The sequence below is a fragment of the Mesorhizobium sp. 43Arga genome (assembly GCF_053714255.1).
Genome location: NZ_JBSKBO010000002.1, coordinates 445749 through 462273 on the forward strand (window position 1 = coordinate 445749; position 16525 = coordinate 462273).

The window sequence follows — 16525 nt, forward strand, 5'->3', positions numbered from 1 at the left end:
GTCCACAAATTTAGACAGTCTTGTCTAAATCGTCAATCACCTCTATATAGATTTTCATGAGAGCAAGCGTTTCTCCTGACACCTTCCCGCCACGCGGCCATGAGGCCAAGCGCCTGTCAATCGTCGACGCCGCCGCAGGCGTGTTCTGCCGCGAAGGTTTTGCCGGCGCCAATATCGACCTGATCGCCGCCGAGGCCGGCGTCTCGCGCCAGACCGTCTACAACCACCATGGCGACAAGGAAAAGCTCTTCATGGCCGTGGTGCGCGACCTCACCGATCGCTGCAATGTCGGCATCTTCGCCACCATAGCTACCTTCCCTGACCAGCCCGGCGATCTCGAAGCCGATCTGATCGGCTTTGCCGTGCGCCTGAACCGGAACTGCATCTGCAACCGCGACGGAAAATTCCTGCGCAAGCTGATCCAGACCGAAGGTGAACGCTATCCCGAACTGTTTGCCGAATGGCGTGAACAGGGTCCGGGCACGACGTTGCCGGCAATCGCCGCCCGCTTCGCCCGCCTCGCCTATGGCGGTTACCTCACCATCGACGACCCCGACGTCGCGGCGCGCCAGTTCTTCGGCCTGGTCAACGCCGAACTGCAGACCACTTTCATGCTCGGCGGCACGCCGCGCGAGGACGAGGTGGTGCAATCGGCGACGAATGGCGTGCGCACCTTCCTGCGCGCTTTCGGCAAGCGCCCCGCCCCGGGCAGCGTCAAAAAGCACATTGCGCTGGCTAACGCATGACATTTGCGGTTGCCGGCGAGCCGCCTTGCCGATCAAATCGTCGGCAATAGTCCTCGCTTCGACGCGACGGTGGGCTATATCAGGTTTACGCCGCGCTCAAGCTTGATTACAGCTATGCGGACGATTCAACGGAACCCGACCACCACATGGCCGACGACCACATCCGCTACGACATTCTGGCCCAGGAGGCGTTGCGCGGCGTCATGCGCAAGGTCCTGGCCGAGGTCGCACGCACCGGCCTCCCCGGCAACCATCATTTCTTCATCACCTTCCTGACCGGCGCGCCCGGCGTGCGCGTGTCGTCACGTCTGCGCGAGCGCTATCCCGAGCAGATGACCATCGTCATCCAGTTCCAGTACTGGGACCTGAAGGTGACCGACACCGGCTTCGAGGTTGGCCTGTCCTTCTCCGACGTGCCGGAGAAACTTGAAATCCCGTTCTCGGCCGTACGTGGCTTCTATGATCCGTCGGTCAATTTCGAGCTCGAGTTCGACGTCAAGACCGATGCGCAGCCCGAAGAGGAACCGGCCCAGCCGGCGCCCGAGCCACTGACCGTCGTTTCCGAGAAGAAGCCGAAGGCCGAGAAGAAGGCTGCCGCAGAGGCGGAGAAGAAGCCCGCCGCGACCGAGGCCGGCGCCAAGGGCGCCGAGGTGGTTTCGCTCGACGCCTTCCGCAAGAAATAGGTTCGCGGTCCGCGCCATGGCCGACATCGTCAATCTCCGCCAGGCTCGCAAGCAGAAGGCGCGGGACGAAAAGACGCGCGTCGCCGAGCAGAACCGGGCCCTGCATGGCCGTTCCAAGGCGGAGAAGCAACGCGACCGGCTGAACGCCGACAAGGCCGAGAGATTTGTCGCGGGCCATCGCCTCGATCCGTCCGTCAAGGACGAGCAGTGAGCGTTCGGCCGTGAGCGTCGTCGAAAAGCGCTCGGTGACCATTCGCGGCCATCGCACCAGCTATTCCCTCGAAAAACCCTTCTATGACGATCTCGTCGCCATCGCGGCGGCGAGAAAGCTGACGCTCGCAGCACTTGTCGCTGAAGTCGATGAGACGCGGCCCCGCGACACCAACCTGTCCTCGGCGCTGCGGCTGTATGTCCTGGACTGGGCGAAGCGCGCGGCCAGCTTGGACTAGACGCCCTCGACAACGTCCGCCTTTTTCCCGCGCCTGGTGCCGAAACCAAGCAAGGTCGAGCGGTCGCGCTCCTCGGCCCGTCTCCTCGACCGCACGCGCATCAGGTCCTTCCAGCCGACATAGCCGACCAGTTGCAGGCTTTCGCGGGTCACGACCGGCAGATGCGAGACATTGGCCATCAACAGCTTGTCTGAGAGGCCTTCGAGATATTCGTCGGGATAGGCCAGCGTTACCTTGCTTCCGGCAAGCAGGTCACTGAGCGTCGTCGTCCTGTGCTTGCCGGCACGGCGCCAGCGCAGGATCGCCGGCGGATCGATGAGGCCGAGCACCCGCCTGTTCTCGTCGACGACGGGGAAGCTCGGATGCCGCGTTTCGGGCGCGGTCAGGAAGGCGGCGGCGCCATGCAGCGTCATCGTCGCCGGGACGCTCTCGACCGCGGTACGGCAGAGATGCCGGCCGGCTTGTCGGCTCGCTATGTATCGTAACACGATATAAATTCAAGCTGGTTTTGCAGCAAAACCGTTTGAGCCTTTGGCCGGAATGGAACAAATGTCTGGAATGACGCAGCCCAAGAAATCTCGCCCCACCATCGAACTGGCCGACTATCAGCGGCTGTCCGAGTTCCGCTATCTGATCAGGCGCTTCCTCGAATTCAGTCAGCTGCAGGCCGAAGACGCCGGCCTGACGCCGCGCCAGCACCAGGCCTTGCTGGCGATCAAGGGCTACCCGGGCGGTGGACCGGTGACGGTCGGCGATCTGGCGGAGCGCCTGCGCATCCGCCATCACAGCGCCGTCGAGCTGGTCAACCGCCTGAGCGAGGCGGGACTGGTCACGCGGGACCAGGACAAGGACGACCACCGCCGCGTGCTGCTGCGGCTGACCGAGCGCGCCGATGACTGCCTTGCCGAGCTGTCGGCGGCGCATCTCGACGAGCTTTCGCGCATCGAACCCATGCTGAGGCGCTTGCTCGATCAGGGCCGCGGGTGACGCCTCGGCATCCTGCGCTGGACGGCACCTTTATTTTCGGACGCCCGCATCTTTTGGCTTCCCGGCATCGTCTTGGCGATGAGAGGCTCAAAAGGCGCAAGGCAATCGAGAGGAAGACCAGCGATGAAACGCCATCTGATACGCTACAAGATGAAGCCCGAACGAGCCGATGAGAACGAGCGGCTGATCCAGGCCGTTTTCCAGGAATTGCATGACAAATCGCCGGACGGCGTCCGCTACATGACGTTGCGGTCCGGCGACGGGACATTCATCCACCTGGTCGAAACGCAGACCGATGCGCATTCTGACAGCATCACTGGCCTGGCCGCATTCAAGGCTTTTCAAAGCGGCTTCGGGGATCGCTGCAGCGAACCTCCGCAACGCGACGAGATGGCCGTGATAGGCAGCTATCGGATGCTGGATGCGTGATCGAGGCAGACGAGGTCGCAGAACGGAGCTCATGAACATTCCTATACCTGGCGGCCAGCATGGGCACTTCGAGCGCCTGTTTGGGGAATTGCGCCCCAAGCTGCACCGCTACTGCGCCCGCATGACCGGCTCGGTCTTCGATGGCGAGGATGTGTTGCAGGAGGCGCTGGCCAAGGCGATCGAGGCCTTGCCCGGTGCCGGCCCGATCGCCAACCCGGAAGGCTGGCTGTTTCGCATCGCCCACAATGCGGCGCTCGATTTTCTGCGCCGCCGCGCCCGCGAACAGGCCTCTTCCGACGAGGATTTGGAGATGATCGTCGACCCGGCGAATCCCACCATCGATCGCCAGGCCGCTTCGGCGGGGCTGCACACCTTCATGCGCCTTCCCGTCGCCCAGCGAAGCAGCGTCATCATGATGGACGTTCTGGGCTACTCCCTGCAAGAGATCAGCGCCACGCTCGATGCCAGCATCCCCGCGGTCAAGGCGGCGCTGCATCGCGGCCGCGACCGGCTGCGCCAGATTGCGCACGAGCCAGACGACCGCCCTCTCCCGAGACTGGGCGCCGCTGAACGTCAGTTGCTCAATGCCTACATAGATCGCTTCAATGCCCGTGATTTCGACGCCGTGCGCGACATGCTGGCTGAAGAGGTGCGGCTGGAACTGGTCGCCAAGACACGGCTCAACGGCCGCAAGGAAGTCGGCACCTATTTCGGCAACTATTCCCGGGTGCAGGATTGGCATCTCGTGCCCGGCTTCGTTGAAAACAGGCCGGCAATCCTCGTCCGCGACCCCAACGACCCGACGGCCCGACCCGCCTATTTCATCCTGCTGGCCTGGCAGGGCGGCAGGCTTACAGCCATCCGCGATTTCCGCCACGCCCGCTACGCCGCCGAAAGCGCCGAACTGCTCGTTCTTTGAAACGATTTCGGGAGGGGAAGCCCTACTGCCCTACTGCCCTACTGCCCTACTGCCCTACTGCCCTACTGCCCTACTGCCCTACTGCAACGACCTCAACAAATTATCGATCGTGAAAGGATTGGACTTCGGCTTGGCTGGCGGCGGCGGGTTGCCGTTGGCCTCCGGCAATGGCGCAGGCTCGACCTTGGGCGCCTGTTCCGCGGCCTTGCGTTCGGCTTCCAGCCTGGCCTTTTCCTGCGTGGCGATGCGCATCGCCTCTTCGGCCTTCTGCCTCTCCTGCTCCGCCTGCGCCTTGGCCGCTTCGTCGGCGGCCTGCTGCTCGGCCGCGGCCTTCGCCTCGGCATCGGCCTTTGCCTTTGCATCCGCTTCGGCCTTGGCCTTGGCATCAGCGTCCGCTTGGGCCTTCGCCTCTGCATCGGCTTTGGCCTTTGCTTCTGCCTCAGCCTGGGCCTTGGCCTCCGCTTCGGCCTGCGCCTGGGCCTCGGCCTCCGCTTTCGCCTTTGCATCGGCCTCGGCTTTCAGCCGCGCCGCCTCTTCCTGCTGGCGCAGTTCCTCGGCGGCCTTGTCGCGGGTGTCCTGCAGTGCCGCGTAATAGCGCACTTCTCGCCGCAGCCGCTGCTTCTCCAGCAACGCCGCTTGCATCGCCTCGACGCGCTGCTGCTCCCTCTCCAGCGCGCGCTGGGTCAGGAATTGCGCCAAAGGCTCGCTGTCGAACTGCCGCTTGACGGCCCCGAACGGGCCCTCGGCGATGAAATTGACGGCCGGCTCGGAGCCGACCAGCGCCTCGTCGCCAGGCCGGTAGGTGATGGTGCCCTTGGCGGAAACCGTGCTGGTGTTGAGATCGGCCGTAATATCGGCGGACAAGGTCGCCGCCGGGTTTTCGAGACTGATCGGCGGCGCCCTCAGCGTGCCGCCGGCGATCGTGAAGGCGATGTCGGCATTCCCGGCGGGGAAATTGCCATCGGCGGCGATCGCGGGCGCGAAGCCAGCGGTCTTGGCCGCGTCGATGTCGCGTCCGATCGCGTCCGCTTTGGCCAGCAATGCGCTGAACGCGTCGGGATTGACACCGGCGACCTGCAAACCCCTGAGCGTCGCCGTGCCGGAACCCGACAAAGCGGCGATCATCGCATCGACCGACTTGCCGCTGGTCGACAGCGTCGTCGAGAAATCGGCGACGCCGCCAATGCCTGCATCCGGCAGCACGTTCGCCAGATCGGCGCCCGCCAGCTTCATCTGGCCGGTGAAAAGCCCGGTGCCCCCATTGTTCTTCAACTCGAACAGGCCGGTCAGCGCCCCGCCGAGAAGTTTCGCCTTCAGGTCCGAAACGCGGATGCCTTCCTGGTCGAGCTTCAGCGAAAAGGCGGCGCCATAGGCAGTGGCAAGCGGTCCGGCGGCAAGGGCTGCCGTGGTCAGGTCGAGATCGGCGGTGAACGGCAGGCTGGACTTCTGGCTGAAGGGTGCTGCCGGCCAGGCGCCGCCCTTGTCGCTCGCGCTCTTGTCGACCCTACTCTTGTCGACCCCACTCTTGTCGGCCCCATTCTTGTCGGCGAGGAACGCGGAATCGCCGAACAGCGCCACGGCCATTGGATCGAGATCGAGCTCGTCGAGTGCCAGTGCGCCGGCCAGATGCGGCACGCCGTCCTTGGCGTCGATGTTGACGTCGCCGGACACCGCGGCCTCGTTGATCGCGCCGCTGACATTGTCCAGCACCAGAAGTCCGTTGCCGTAGTCGCCCTGCGCGGACAGCGACGTCGACATGCCAGCCCCCATGCCCGGCAGGCCGATGCCCGATGTCATCAGCCACGGTTCGATGTCGACCGCATCGAGATTGATCTTGCCTTTGGCGACGGGCCCTTGCGGCGTGTCGGCGACGGTTCCCTCGAAGCTGGCCTTGAAGTCATTGCCGGCAAGGCTGAAAGTCGTCGCCAGTCCGCCGCTCAGCGTGCCTTTGGCCTGGATGTCTGTGGTTGCCTCACCCAGCATGCCGAGCGGCAGCGCCGGCAGGCCGTAAAGCGCCAGCAGCGCGGTGGCGTCGGGGTTTTTGGCGTTGAATGTCAGTGTCACCGGCGCCTCGAGAAGCTTGTCTGGCGCGCCCTTGCCCGACAGCGAGGCGGAAAAGGCCGAGCCGCCGGCCTTGCCTTGCCCGCTCACCGCCAGGCCCGTTGTGCCATCGCCATTGTCGGCGGCACTTGCCACGAGGTCGACGCGTGCATCCTGGAACAGATCGGGATAGGCGGCAGCGCGGCTCGCCAGCCCCTTCAGCACCGCATTGTCGGGATAATGCTGCGCGGCGACGTCGATCAGCGGCTTGAGGTCTACAGCGACAACCGATGCGTCGAGCTTGCCGGTCGGGCTCGCGGGGAAATCCTTGATCCGGCCCGTGGCGCTGATCGAGGCGCCGGCCAATCCGCCGACCGACAGCCGGTCGACTTCAAGCAAGCCGTCGCGCAGCCTGAGCGCGGTGTCGACCGTGTCGGCGGTCAACCCGCCGGCGCTGACCGGCCCGGCCTTGATCTGGAAATCGAGATCGCGGTCGGCAAAGCGGTTGGCACCCTTGTCGCTGACGAAGATCGAGGCGAAGGCCGCCAACCCGTCGACGTCGAGTTCACCGCCTTCGAGCCGCATCAGCACCGATGGCCTGGCTTCGTCAGGCTGGCTGGAATCGATGCGGCCGGAGAATTTCGCCTTGCCCAGGATCAGCTCGAGATCGCTGAAGGCCTGGCGCTTTTCCGTCAGATCGACCTTGGCCTTGAAGCCGGCGGCGGGCAGACGGCGGATCGCCTCGTCGACATCTTTCGACAGCCAGGCGGCAAAACCGGACGGCTGCGCCACGGCCAGCAGCAGCGAGCCGGTGAAGCCGAATTGGCCCTCGACGCTGAGCATGCCATCGGCTTCCAGCGTGGTGCGGCCAGGCAAGGTTGCGGCCAGCGATTTCACCGACCAGCCGCCCTCGGCCGGCTCGGCGGACAGATGCACGTCGCGCACCGTGGTGTCGCCGGCCACCACCGCCGGCAGCTTGACCTCGACGGTGCCTGGTATGGTCGGCTTCGGCAATGCGAGCAGCGCCTGCTCTAGCCCGGCAATGCGCTGGTCGAGTGTCAGGCCGGCACCGGCCTCTGCGCCCACGGCCTCGTCGAACTGCACCTGCGCGCCATTGGCCTCGATGGCGAAGTTCGGCTTCTGGCCGAGATCGACAGAAGCCTTGCCATCGGCGGTATAGGGATTGTCCAGCGGCCCGGTCTCGAAACGGAATTCGTCGACGCCAAGCTTCTGGTGGTCGAGCGAGAACTTGCCGTTCAGGCGAAAGCCGGGATCAGGCTTGCCGGCACTGACCTTCACCGTCTCGCCATCGGTGCCGCGCAATTGAGCGGAATTCTTATCGGCGCCGGAAATCTTGAACTGGCCGGAATAGACGGCGGCACCTTTGACGATGCCGGCATTGCCGTCGGTTTCGATGACGAGCGGATAGGCGTCGGGATCGGCCTTCAGCCGCAGTCGCATCTGGCCGTTGCCTTCGGCCTTGCCGGTCGATGCCGCGATCGTGGTGCGCAATCCGTCGAGCCGCAACGTGCCGTCCATGCGCCACGGGCCGGCCAGCGACTTGGCCGAAATGGTCGAGTTGATCTCGGAAAAGATATGGCTGCGTCCACCGGCGGCATGGCGCAGTTCGATCTGCCCTTCCGTCACCGTCAGCTTCTCGATAGAGATCTGGTTGAGGTCGAAGGGCGAGGATGGCCGCATCGCCCAGTCGACGGTGCCATCATTGGCAATGTCGATGGTCGCCTTCGGATGCACCAGCCGCATGTCGAAGATCAGCACCTCGCCGCGCAGGAAGGGCGCCAGTTCCGCATCCATCGAAAACGTCTCGACGGTCATCGCCGGCTGGCCATTGGGGCCACCGGCGACGGCAACGTTGGAGAAGGTCACCGAGGGAAATGGCAGCAGCCTCGCCGTGGCGTCACCCTGCACGGTCACCTTGCGGCCAAGGATGGCACTTGCCTCACGCTCGAACTCAGCGCGGTAGCCGGTCCAGTCGACAAAGTACGGGACCACCAGCGCCGCGCACAGCACCAGCACGAACAGACCACCGAAGATCACGAACAGGCGTGCGAGCATCAGCTCCCGAACAGGTTGATTGAAATTCTGCCGCACTCTACCCGCATCCGCGTGTCGATAAAGAGGCAATTCATCCAGTATTGCGTCATCCCGGGCGATCTGAAACAAATCCGGCAAAAGCGGAGACTTTTCAGATGTCAGGCAAGAACTGGGACCGCGTGCCGATCGACGCGCAGAGCGTCGATGCGCCGCTTTCGCAATCGGCGATTTTCCTTGTCGTCACCGTCGCCGGCGAACATCCGGCCCTTGCCAAGGTTTGTTCGGTGCTGGGCGAGCTTGACGATCTGGTCAAGACCGTCGGCTTCCGCGACCTCGGCGGCCGCCTGTCGTGCATTGCCGGCATCGGCAGCGATCTCTGGGACCGTCTCAGCCCCGGCCGGCGGCCGCAGGAATTGAAACCGTTCGCGGCGATCAAGGGCGCGGTCCATTCGGCGCCATCGACAGCCGGCGACCTCCTCTTCCACATCCGGGCCGAACGGCCCGACATGTGCTTCGAGTTCGAGCGTATCCTGCTCGACCGGCTTGGTTCTGATGTGACCGTCGTCGACGAAGTGACGGGCTTTCGCTATTTCGACGCCCGCGACCTGCTCGGCTTCATCGACGGTACCGCCAACCCGACCGGCCTCGACCTGCCGGCTTCGGCGCTGGTCGGCGAGGAAGATGCCGACTTTGCCGGCGGCTCCTATGTCGTCGTCCAGAAATATCTGCACGACATGCAGGCCTGGGCGCGCATTCCGACGCCCGAGCAGGAGGCGATCATCGGCCGCACCAAGATCGACAATATCGAGATCGACGATGACGACGCGCCGCGCAAATCGCACAAGTCGTTGGCCACCATCGAGGATGCCGACGGCAACGAATACGACATATTGCGCGACAACATGCCGTTCGGCAGGCCCGGGCAGAACGAGTTCGGCACCTACTTCATCGGCTATTCCAGGTATCTGTGGGTCACCGAAAAGATGCTGCAGCGCATGTATGTCGGTGATCCGCCGGGCGCCTACGACCGCCTGCTCGACGTCTCGACACCGCAGACCGGCACGACATTCTTCGCGCCGACACGGCCCTTGCTGCAGGCCCTTGTCGAGGGCGCACAGCAGCAGCTTCCCGCAGCACGGTAAAACGGCTGCCGGCAGCCCTTGTCGCCGGGATCAGCGTGCGTCGCGCTTGGCTTGCGCCACCTTGCCCGCCTTGCGCTGCCGGCCGAGTTCCGCCGGCCGGACCAGCTTCGGCGCCCGCTCGTTGGCGACGGCCCGCATGCCCTTGTGAGCTGTCCGCGAATTGTGCGCGGGGCCATCGGCCGGCGCATTTTGCTTCATCGCCAGCGCCTTGCGCGCATTCCCGACGAGTGAAACGCGAGCCGCCAGTTGGCGCCGCCGTTCGGCCTCGCCATTCAGCCGCCGCATCGCCATCGCCAGCACCGCCAGCTTGACCTGCGAGCCGCCATCGGCCTTTGACGGCGCAGCCCCCTTGGGCGCCCCCTTTCCGCGTATTTCACGGCGGCGGCGGTGCGCTTCGGTCTGCGCCTTGTCGCGCCGCTCGCGCAGCAGCTTGACCAGGCCGGAAAGGTCGGCGTCGGAAAGCTCCTGCACCACCGGATGGTGCGATTTCTCCACCAGTTCCTTCTCGTCGGCACTCAGCGCGCGCGCTTCTTCCTTGCGTGAAATGGCCATGACAGTTCTCCTTCGCTGGCAACGCCTGTCTTGTCAGACTTGCCGCGCAAGGAGCCTCGACCCGAATGGTCGCGCGGTCAAGACGAGCTATTCCGTTGCGGTCTCAGTCAGAAAATGGTCTGCTGGCAATCCTAGGCGACAGTGGACTCGCTTGGCAGCGATAAATGATCGGGGGATCGAAGTTGGCGAAACGGTTGCCATATCGCGAAGGCTCGGTCTTTCGGATTCCCCTGCCTGATGGAGGCTTTGCGAGGGGAGTGGTGGCGAGAATGGCTCCGCGAGGACGGATACTTCTGGGCTATTTTTTCGGACCGAGAATGTTTTCAGCGGATACCAATGCGAGTGATCTTCTGCCAACTGAAGCTGTTGTCGTCGGGCGGTTTGGCGATCTGCATCTCATAGACGGCAAATGGGAGGTCTTCGGAGAGATTGGAGGCTGGAACCGGACCTATTGGCCTATCCCAGAATTCATCCATCACGACTTGCTGCGCATCATGCCAGACATGATCGTCCGATATTCAGACGACGATATCGTCCGAGGAACCAGGGAACGCAGATCCGTGCTTCCAGCGGGCCTTGCGGAAGATGGACTGATGGGTGCGGAGTTTGTCGAAATCAGACTGAGCGGGCTACTGGCCGAAAAACGTGATGCGGGTGGTTAGGTTGCACACCCACCAGCTTTCAAGCCTCGACCGATCTACCCGCCGCCGGCAATATCTTGCCAGGATTCATGATGTTTTGCGGGTCCAGCGCCTGCTTGATGGCGCGCATGATGTCGACGCCGCGGCCAAGCTCGGGGCGCAGGAAACCGATCTTGCCCTGGCCGATGCCGTGCTCGCCGGTGCAGGTGCCGTCCATGGCGATCGCCCGCAGGTTGAGCCGCGCTACGAATTTTTCCGATAGCGCGATCTCCTTGGGATCGTTCACATCCATCAGCACCAGCACGTGGAAATTGCCGTCGCCGGCATGGCCGACGATCGGCGCGATCAGGCCCATTTCGGCGATGTCGGCCTCGGTTTCGGTGACGCATTCGGCAAAGCGCGAGATCGGCACGCAGACATCGGTCGACAGGCCCTTGGCGCCTGGCCGCAGCGTCAGCGAGGCCCAGTAGGCATCGTGCCTGGCCTTCCACAGTTTGCTGCGTTCCTCGGCGACGCTGGTCCACAGGAACGGCCCGCCGCCATTCTCCTCGGCAATCATGCCAAAGGTCTCGGCCTGCTCGGCCACGCCGGCATCGCTGCCGTGGAACTCGACGAACAGGCACGGGCTCTCGGGATAATCGAGCTTGGAATAATTCTTCATCGCCCTCATCTGCAGCGCATTGACCAGTTCGATGCGTGCCACCGGAATGCCCATCTGGATCGTGGCGATGACGGCGTTGCAGGCAGCCTCGACGCTCGGAAACGGACAGACGCCGCCGGAGATCGCCTGCGGAATGCCTTGCAGCTTCAGCGTCAGTGAGGTGATGATGCCGAGCGTGCCTTCCGAGCCGACCAGCAGCCGCGTCAGATCGTAGCCGGCCGAGCTCTTTTTCGCCCGCTTGCCGGTCGTCACCGTCTCGCCATCGGCCATGACGGCGGTGAGCGACAGCACGTTCTCGCGCATCGTGCCGTAGCGCACGGCATTGGTGCCGGACGCCCGCGTCGCCGCCATGCCGCCGAGCGAGGCATTGGCGCCGGGATCGATCGGGAAGAACAGGCCGGTGTCGCGCAGATGCCGGTTCAAATCCTCGCGCGTCACGCCGGGTTCGACCGTGCAGTCGAGATCCTGCGGATTGACCGCCAGGATGCGGTTCATGCGCGAGGTATCGACCGAGATGCCGCCGCCCGGTGCGTTGGTGTGGCCTTCCAGCGAGGAGCCGACGCCAAAGGCGATGACCGGCACGCGATGCGCGGCGCAGGCGCGCACGATCTCCTGCACCTCGGCGGCAGTCTCGGGGAAAGCGACACCATCGGGCGCCTGGGTCGGGATATAGGTGGTGGTGTGCGCATGCTGCGAGCGGATCGCCTGGCCGGTCTGGAAGCGCTCGCCGAGCTGTTGCTTGAGGATGCCGAGCACCGCCGCGATGCCTTCCTCGTTGCGTTCGACCGGATTGAGGTCGCTCAGAGCCATGAATTCCTCCGCGAATGGACCAGCGTCCACGCTTGTAATGCAGCTATGGATGCCTAAAGCATTTCCGGGGAAAGTGTGAAGCGGTTTTCCCACAGGAAATGCGTCGGAACAAAAACTCTCCGCAGCCTCAATTTGTCCAGCGCCAGAACAAGGAAGTCTCGATGTCCATCCCCGCCCCCTTCGTCTCCAAGCCCATGGACATCGAGAAGGACTGGATCGACTACAACGGCCATCTCAACATGGCCTATTACAACGTGCTTTTCGACCGCTGCTCGGACGCGGCCTTCGAGGCGATGGGCATGGGGCTGGACTATGTAAAGGGGCGCCGCCTCACCATCTACACCGCCGAAGTCCATGTCTGCTACGTCCAGGAACTGCATCTGGACCACAAGGTCCAGGTATCCTTCCAACTCATCGACCATGACGAGAAGCGGCTCAGGGCCTACCAGGAAATCCGCCATGTCGACGGCTGGCTCGCTGCTACCTCCGAGACGCTGTCGCTGCATGTCGACATGTCGGGGCCGAAGGTCGCGCCCTTCCCCGCCGATGTGATGGCCAAGGTCGAAGCCATGCGCGCCGCCCATTCGATGCTGCCGATGCCGGAGCGTGCCGGCCGCTCGATCGGCATCAAACGCAAATAGCGCGAGGCCGACACCGCTCCGAACAGAGTGACGGGACCTCAAAGCCACACCGGCGAGGCAAAATCGGCGAACCCTCAAATCGGCCGGCACCCCGTGCTTGAAGCCGCCCGGCACCCGCATTAACCTTACCGAGGTTTTAACGGGAACAAGCCAATTGAGCCGTTGAACGACTCAGCAGAGCGGTCGAAAACGTCCGCACTGGGTTGTTTTACGGACGGCGGGGCGAAGCCGGTTCGAGGGACGTGCATGAAAACCGACATCAAGGTCGAGGTGGACAGGCTGGCCGCTGATCCGCGCATCACTGACTATGATTTCTGGCGTTCACTAAAGAACGTCGACAACGAGATCTTCCACATCGCCAACAACAACGAGCCGATCCCGTTCGACATGATCCGCTGGCGCAGCATTTTGAAGCGCGCCCGCCTGAAGCGCGGCCACGCCTGACGCCGACCCTGCCGGCGGTAGGTGCCATTACTTCTGCAAGCCCGCGCCCGACCTATCAGGTGGAGGACTGCCCCCGGTGGGCTCACGCTTGGCCTTTCACCGCTGCCAGCGGCGAGCGCGCCACCACCGGTGAGGACTGGATGATGGCGGTATTGGTCATCGCATAGGGGATGATGCGGTCGATCACCCGTTCGAGTTCGGTCATCGAGCCGACATGCGCGAGCGCGATGAAGCAATCCTCGCCGGTCACGCGGTCGCATTGCGCGATCTCCGGCAACTCGCGGATGATCTCGGCTACCACGGACAATTGCCCCGGCACCGGCCGGATGCGCAGCCATGCCGACAGCTTCAGGCCCAGCGCGGCGGGGTTGATCCTGACGCTATAGGCTTCGATCACGCCGTTTTCCTGCAACCGCTTGATGCGCTCGGCAACGCTCGGCGCCGACAGGCCGACCGAACGCGCCAGCTCCGCCGTGCTGGCGCGCGCATCCTTCTCCAACAGACGCAGGATCTTCATGTCGGCGGCGTCGAGATCAATATTTTCAGTTCGAAGGCGTTTCACAAGTATGCCCTTGCTTTCGATAGAATTATGGTCAGGCTGATCGATCATCATCCATATAGGCTGCGAAAAATGCCTGCGATACTGATCCGATGGATGATCAAGCGCAAGCTCCCACGGCAGGCCCTATGCTTGCCCGCACCGGCTCTGGCCTTGGCGGCCTGGCAACAAGGCTGCCGCCGCATGTCTGGTTCGGCGTCAGCGCTATCTTCCATTATCTCGGTCCGGCCTTCGCCGTGCTGCTTTTCCCGCATGTCGGCGTGCTCGGCATGGCGTGGCTGCGCATCGCCACTGCGGCACTGGTCTTCGCCCCGCTGACGCGCCCCTGGCGAAGCTTCGCCCGCGCCAATCCCAGGACGCGGCTTCTGTTGCTGGCCTTCGGCGCTTGCCTCGCGGTGATGAACTGTTCCTTCTACCTGGCCCTCGACCGGTTGCCGATCTCGCTGGTTGCGGCGATCGAATTCGTCGGCACCATCGGCGTCGCGCTGATCGGCCTCAGGAGCGCCCGCAACCTGGTTGCCCTTGCCGTGGCCGTCACCGGCACCTTGTTGTTGATCGACGTCAAATGGTCCAGCGATCCAGTCGGCCTGTTCTGGGCCTTCCTCAACGGCGCACTGTTCGTCGGCTACATCGTGCTCGGCCACCGCGTCGCCCGTTCGAGCGCCAGCGACGGCATTGCGGGCCTCGGCGCCGCCATGGCGGTCGCCTTCATCGTCGTGCTGCCGATCGGCTTCACCGACGCGCTGCCAGCCTTTTTCTCGCCGCCGCTGCTCATTGCCGCCATCGGCGTCGGCATCTGCTCCTCGGTCATTCCCTACATCTGCGACCAGCTTGCCATGTCGCGATTGCCGCGCTCGAGTTTCGCGCTGATGCTATCGCTGCTGCCGGTCACGGCGACGCTGATCGGCATCATCGTACTGCGCCAGATTCCAAGCCTGAGTGATTGCCTGGGGATCGCGCTGGTGGTCGGCGGCGTCGCCTTCCACAGGCCGGCGAGCACCGGTTAGGCAAGCCGCCTACGCCAGTTTCTGCTTCAGGAAAGCGATCGTCCTGCCCCAGGCGAGATCGGCCGCCTTCTTGTCGTAGCGCGCCGCCGACGTATCATTGTTGAAGGCATGGTTGGCGCCTTCATAGACATAGACCGTGTATTCGACATGCGCGGCATCGAGCGCCTTCTTGAAGCCGTCGATGCCGGCATTGGTGCGATCGTCGAGGCCGGCATAATGCAGCAGCAGCGCGGCCTTGATCTTCGACGCGTCGGCGGCATTCGGCTGCATGCCGTAATAGGCGACGCTGGCGGCGAGATCGGGCGCATTGACGGCCAGCATGTTGGCCGTGCCGCCGCCCCAGCAGAAGCCGATGGCGCCGACCTTGCCGTTGCCGTCCTTGTCACCTTTCAGGAAAGCGACGGTCGCCACGGCGTTGGCGACGGTCTGCGCCGGGTCGAGCTTGGCGAACATGTCGCGCGCCTTGTCCTCGTCATCAGGCGTGCCGCCGAGCGGCGACAGGAAATCCGGTGCAAGCGCCACGAACCCTTCCAGCGCCACGCGCCGGGCAACGTCGCGTATATGCGGGTTGAGCCCCCGGTTTTCATGGATGACGATGACGGTGCCGAGCTTACCTGTCTGGTTCACCGGCTTGACCAGATAGCCCTTCATCTCGCCGCCGCTCCCGGGATAGCTGATGTCCTCGCCTTTCACGCGGGCATCGTTTTCGGCGACGATCGCCGCCTGGGCGGGATTCGCCGCCAGCATTGGCGCGATCGCGGCCGCCGCGGCACCCGATCCGGCGAGCCTGGTCAATTGCTCCATGAAGCGCCGGCGGTCGAGCGTCAGATGCGTGTACTCGTCATAGGCGTCGATCATCGCCTGGGTGATGACAGGTTTGTCAGCGATGGTGGATCTGGTCACGGGGCGCTCCTCGACTTTGGTGTCCTTGCGCTCGCAAGATAGGGGCGAGGCCCGCATCGTCCAGTCACGGCTCGGTCACGCTCCCGTTCCCTGACAAGCGGCGGCAACCATCATCACATTCTTGTCATCGGCGACAATTCTTGATGGCGCTGCCACAATAGTAGCGGAGACTGACTATCCGGCCGCCCCATGGCGCGGCCACGGTCCTGAAGGGCCTGACGTGAAAGGAAAACTGATGACCATGACCTCGCCGATCCTGGCAACCGCCTTCATGCTTGCCGCAGCCGCCATTCTGGCGATGCGCGCAACCGTCGTGGCGGCAAGCCGAAAGTCCATGGTCAAGGTCCGCAGCCGCCAGCGCCATCCGGCAAACACGAAAACCCAGGGTTGAGGTGAAGTCATGGACGTACAGGATATCGTCAACACCGTCTCGCAGAAGGCCGGCCTCGACGAGGCAACGACCGAAAAAGTCGTCGGCACCATTTTCTCGGTGCTCGAGCACGAGGCTGAAGGCACCAGCGCCTCATCCTTCTTCGCCAAAATTCCCGGCGCCGACGCGCTGGCGCAGAAATATGACGTCATGGTCGCCGCTCCTGCCGGCGGTGGCGGTGGCTTCCTGTCCTCGCTGCAAGGCGCGCTTGGCGGCGTTCTCGGCGAAAAGGCCGGCGCGCTGGTCAACGGCCTTGCCGCCCTCAAGGCATCCGGCCTCGACATGGCGCAAATCCAGAAAGCCGGCGAGACGTTGGTCCAGCAGGCCGAAGCCGCCGCCGGCCCCGATTTGACCAACCAGGTGCTGGGCTCGGTGCCCAGCCTGAAGAGCCATCTCGGCCTCGGCTAGCGCCGAGACCGCTTTTCGT

The 16525-nt window shown here is 64.0% G+C and carries 19 protein-coding genes and 1 pseudogene; 14 read left to right on the forward strand and 6 right to left on the reverse strand.

Annotation, left to right across the window (positions count from 1 at the left end):
• The first annotated feature begins 56 nt into the window (after window positions 1-56).
• From ACWGS8_RS08640 to ACWGS8_RS08655, 4 genes are all read left to right on the forward strand, one after another.
• Window positions 57-746, forward strand: coding sequence for a TetR/AcrR family transcriptional regulator (locus ACWGS8_RS08640; protein ID WP_454580522.1), 690 nt, complete (start codon window positions 57-59; stop codon window positions 744-746).
• Window positions 747-892: 146 nt separating this feature from the next.
• Window positions 893-1429, forward strand: coding sequence for an SspB family protein (locus ACWGS8_RS08645; RefSeq protein ID WP_454580523.1), 537 nt, complete (start codon window positions 893-895; stop codon window positions 1427-1429).
• Window positions 1430-1445: 16 nt separating this feature from the next.
• Window positions 1446-1640 (forward strand): DUF4169 family protein, encoded by a 195-nt coding sequence (locus ACWGS8_RS08650; protein WP_454580524.1) that lies wholly within the window; start codon window positions 1446-1448, stop codon window positions 1638-1640.
• A gap of 10 nt (window positions 1641-1650) precedes the next feature.
• Complete coding sequence (locus ACWGS8_RS08655) at window positions 1651-1878, forward strand: ribbon-helix-helix domain-containing protein (protein WP_454580525.1); 228 nt, start codon at window positions 1651-1653, stop codon at window positions 1876-1878.
• Here ACWGS8_RS08655 and ACWGS8_RS08660 read toward each other — a convergent pair.
• Window positions 1875-2318: pseudogene (locus ACWGS8_RS08660) on the reverse strand (CBS domain-containing protein); the annotation flags it as partial. The gene ACWGS8_RS08655 and the pseudogene ACWGS8_RS08660 sit on opposite strands and share 4 nt — an antisense overlap.
• Window positions 2319-2418: 100 nt before the next feature.
• On the opposite strand from ACWGS8_RS08660, the gene ACWGS8_RS08665 reads away from it, so the two are divergent.
• The 3 genes from ACWGS8_RS08665 (at window position 2419) to ACWGS8_RS08675 (ending at window position 4213) form a co-directional block, all read left to right on the forward strand.
• Complete coding sequence (locus tag ACWGS8_RS08665; RefSeq protein ID WP_454580526.1) at window positions 2419-2865, forward strand: MarR family winged helix-turn-helix transcriptional regulator; 447 nt, start codon at window positions 2419-2421, stop codon at window positions 2863-2865.
• A 123-nt stretch (window positions 2866-2988) separates the two neighbouring features.
• A complete protein-coding gene (locus ACWGS8_RS08670) occupies window positions 2989-3294 on the forward strand; it encodes a hypothetical protein (RefSeq protein WP_454580527.1) in 306 nt (101 codons plus the stop codon).
• Window positions 3295-3325: 31 nt separating this feature from the next.
• Complete coding sequence (locus ACWGS8_RS08675; protein ID WP_454580528.1) at window positions 3326-4213, forward strand: sigma-70 family RNA polymerase sigma factor; 888 nt, start codon at window positions 3326-3328, stop codon at window positions 4211-4213.
• A 78-nt stretch (window positions 4214-4291) separates the two neighbouring features.
• Here ACWGS8_RS08675 and ACWGS8_RS08680 read toward each other — a convergent pair whose 3' ends face one another.
• A complete protein-coding gene (locus ACWGS8_RS08680; RefSeq protein ID WP_454580529.1) occupies window positions 4292-8329 on the reverse strand; it encodes an AsmA family protein in 4038 nt (1345 codons plus the stop codon).
• A gap of 134 nt (window positions 8330-8463) precedes the next feature.
• On the opposite strand from ACWGS8_RS08680, the gene ACWGS8_RS08685 reads away from it, so the two are divergent.
• A complete protein-coding gene (locus ACWGS8_RS08685) occupies window positions 8464-9450 on the forward strand; it encodes a Dyp-type peroxidase (RefSeq protein WP_454580530.1) in 987 nt (328 codons plus the stop codon).
• Between the two features lie 30 nt (window positions 9451-9480).
• On the opposite strand, the gene ACWGS8_RS08690 is transcribed toward ACWGS8_RS08685, so the two are convergent.
• Entirely contained in the window at window positions 9481-10002 is a 522-nt protein-coding gene (locus ACWGS8_RS08690; protein WP_454580531.1) for a hypothetical protein, read from the reverse strand.
• A gap of 164 nt (window positions 10003-10166) precedes the next feature.
• Between ACWGS8_RS08690 and ACWGS8_RS08695 the strand changes: the two genes are divergently transcribed.
• Window positions 10167-10664, forward strand: coding sequence for an Imm26 family immunity protein (locus ACWGS8_RS08695; RefSeq protein WP_454580532.1), 498 nt, complete (start codon window positions 10167-10169; stop codon window positions 10662-10664).
• Window positions 10665-10683: 19 nt separating this feature from the next.
• Here the strand turns inward: ACWGS8_RS08695 and ACWGS8_RS08700 are convergent, their stop codons facing one another.
• Window positions 10684-12114, reverse strand: a complete 1431-nt coding sequence (locus ACWGS8_RS08700; RefSeq protein WP_454580533.1) for an FAD-binding oxidoreductase — start codon at window positions 12112-12114, stop codon at window positions 10684-10686.
• A 161-nt stretch (window positions 12115-12275) separates the two neighbouring features.
• Between ACWGS8_RS08700 and ACWGS8_RS08705 the strand changes: the two genes are divergently transcribed.
• Both ACWGS8_RS08705 and ACWGS8_RS08710 read left to right on the forward strand, forming a co-directional pair.
• Window positions 12276-12755 (forward strand): thioesterase family protein, encoded by a 480-nt coding sequence (locus ACWGS8_RS08705; protein WP_454580534.1) that lies wholly within the window; start codon window positions 12276-12278, stop codon window positions 12753-12755.
• A 246-nt stretch (window positions 12756-13001) separates the two neighbouring features.
• Window positions 13002-13199, forward strand: a complete 198-nt coding sequence (locus ACWGS8_RS08710; protein WP_013894716.1) for a hypothetical protein — start codon at window positions 13002-13004, stop codon at window positions 13197-13199.
• Window positions 13200-13281: 82 nt separating this feature from the next.
• On the opposite strand, the gene ACWGS8_RS08715 is transcribed toward ACWGS8_RS08710, so the two are convergent.
• Window positions 13282-13761 (reverse strand): Lrp/AsnC family transcriptional regulator, encoded by a 480-nt coding sequence (locus tag ACWGS8_RS08715; protein ID WP_454580535.1) that lies wholly within the window; start codon window positions 13759-13761, stop codon window positions 13282-13284.
• An 89-nt stretch (window positions 13762-13850) separates the two neighbouring features.
• Here ACWGS8_RS08715 and ACWGS8_RS08720 point away from each other — a divergent pair, with 89 nt between their 5' ends.
• Entirely contained in the window at window positions 13851-14765 is a 915-nt protein-coding gene (locus ACWGS8_RS08720) for an EamA family transporter (protein WP_454580536.1), read from the forward strand.
• 9 nt (window positions 14766-14774) lie between these two features.
• On the opposite strand, the gene ACWGS8_RS08725 is transcribed toward ACWGS8_RS08720, so the two are convergent.
• Window positions 14775-15623, reverse strand: coding sequence for a dienelactone hydrolase family protein (locus ACWGS8_RS08725; RefSeq protein WP_454581251.1), 849 nt, complete (start codon window positions 15621-15623; stop codon window positions 14775-14777).
• Window positions 15624-15903: 280 nt separating this feature from the next.
• Between ACWGS8_RS08725 and ACWGS8_RS08730 the strand changes: the two genes are divergently transcribed.
• Both ACWGS8_RS08730 and ACWGS8_RS08735 read left to right on the forward strand, forming a co-directional pair.
• On the forward strand, window positions 15904-16059 hold the full coding sequence (locus ACWGS8_RS08730; RefSeq protein ID WP_454580537.1) for a hypothetical protein: 156 nt from the start codon (window positions 15904-15906) through the stop codon (window positions 16057-16059).
• A 9-nt stretch (window positions 16060-16068) separates the two neighbouring features.
• The gene (locus ACWGS8_RS08735) at window positions 16069-16506 is read left to right on the forward strand and encodes a hypothetical protein (protein WP_454580538.1); all 438 of its coding nucleotides are present in this window, start codon (window positions 16069-16071) and stop codon (window positions 16504-16506) included.
• Window positions 16507-16525 lie beyond the last annotated feature (19 nt).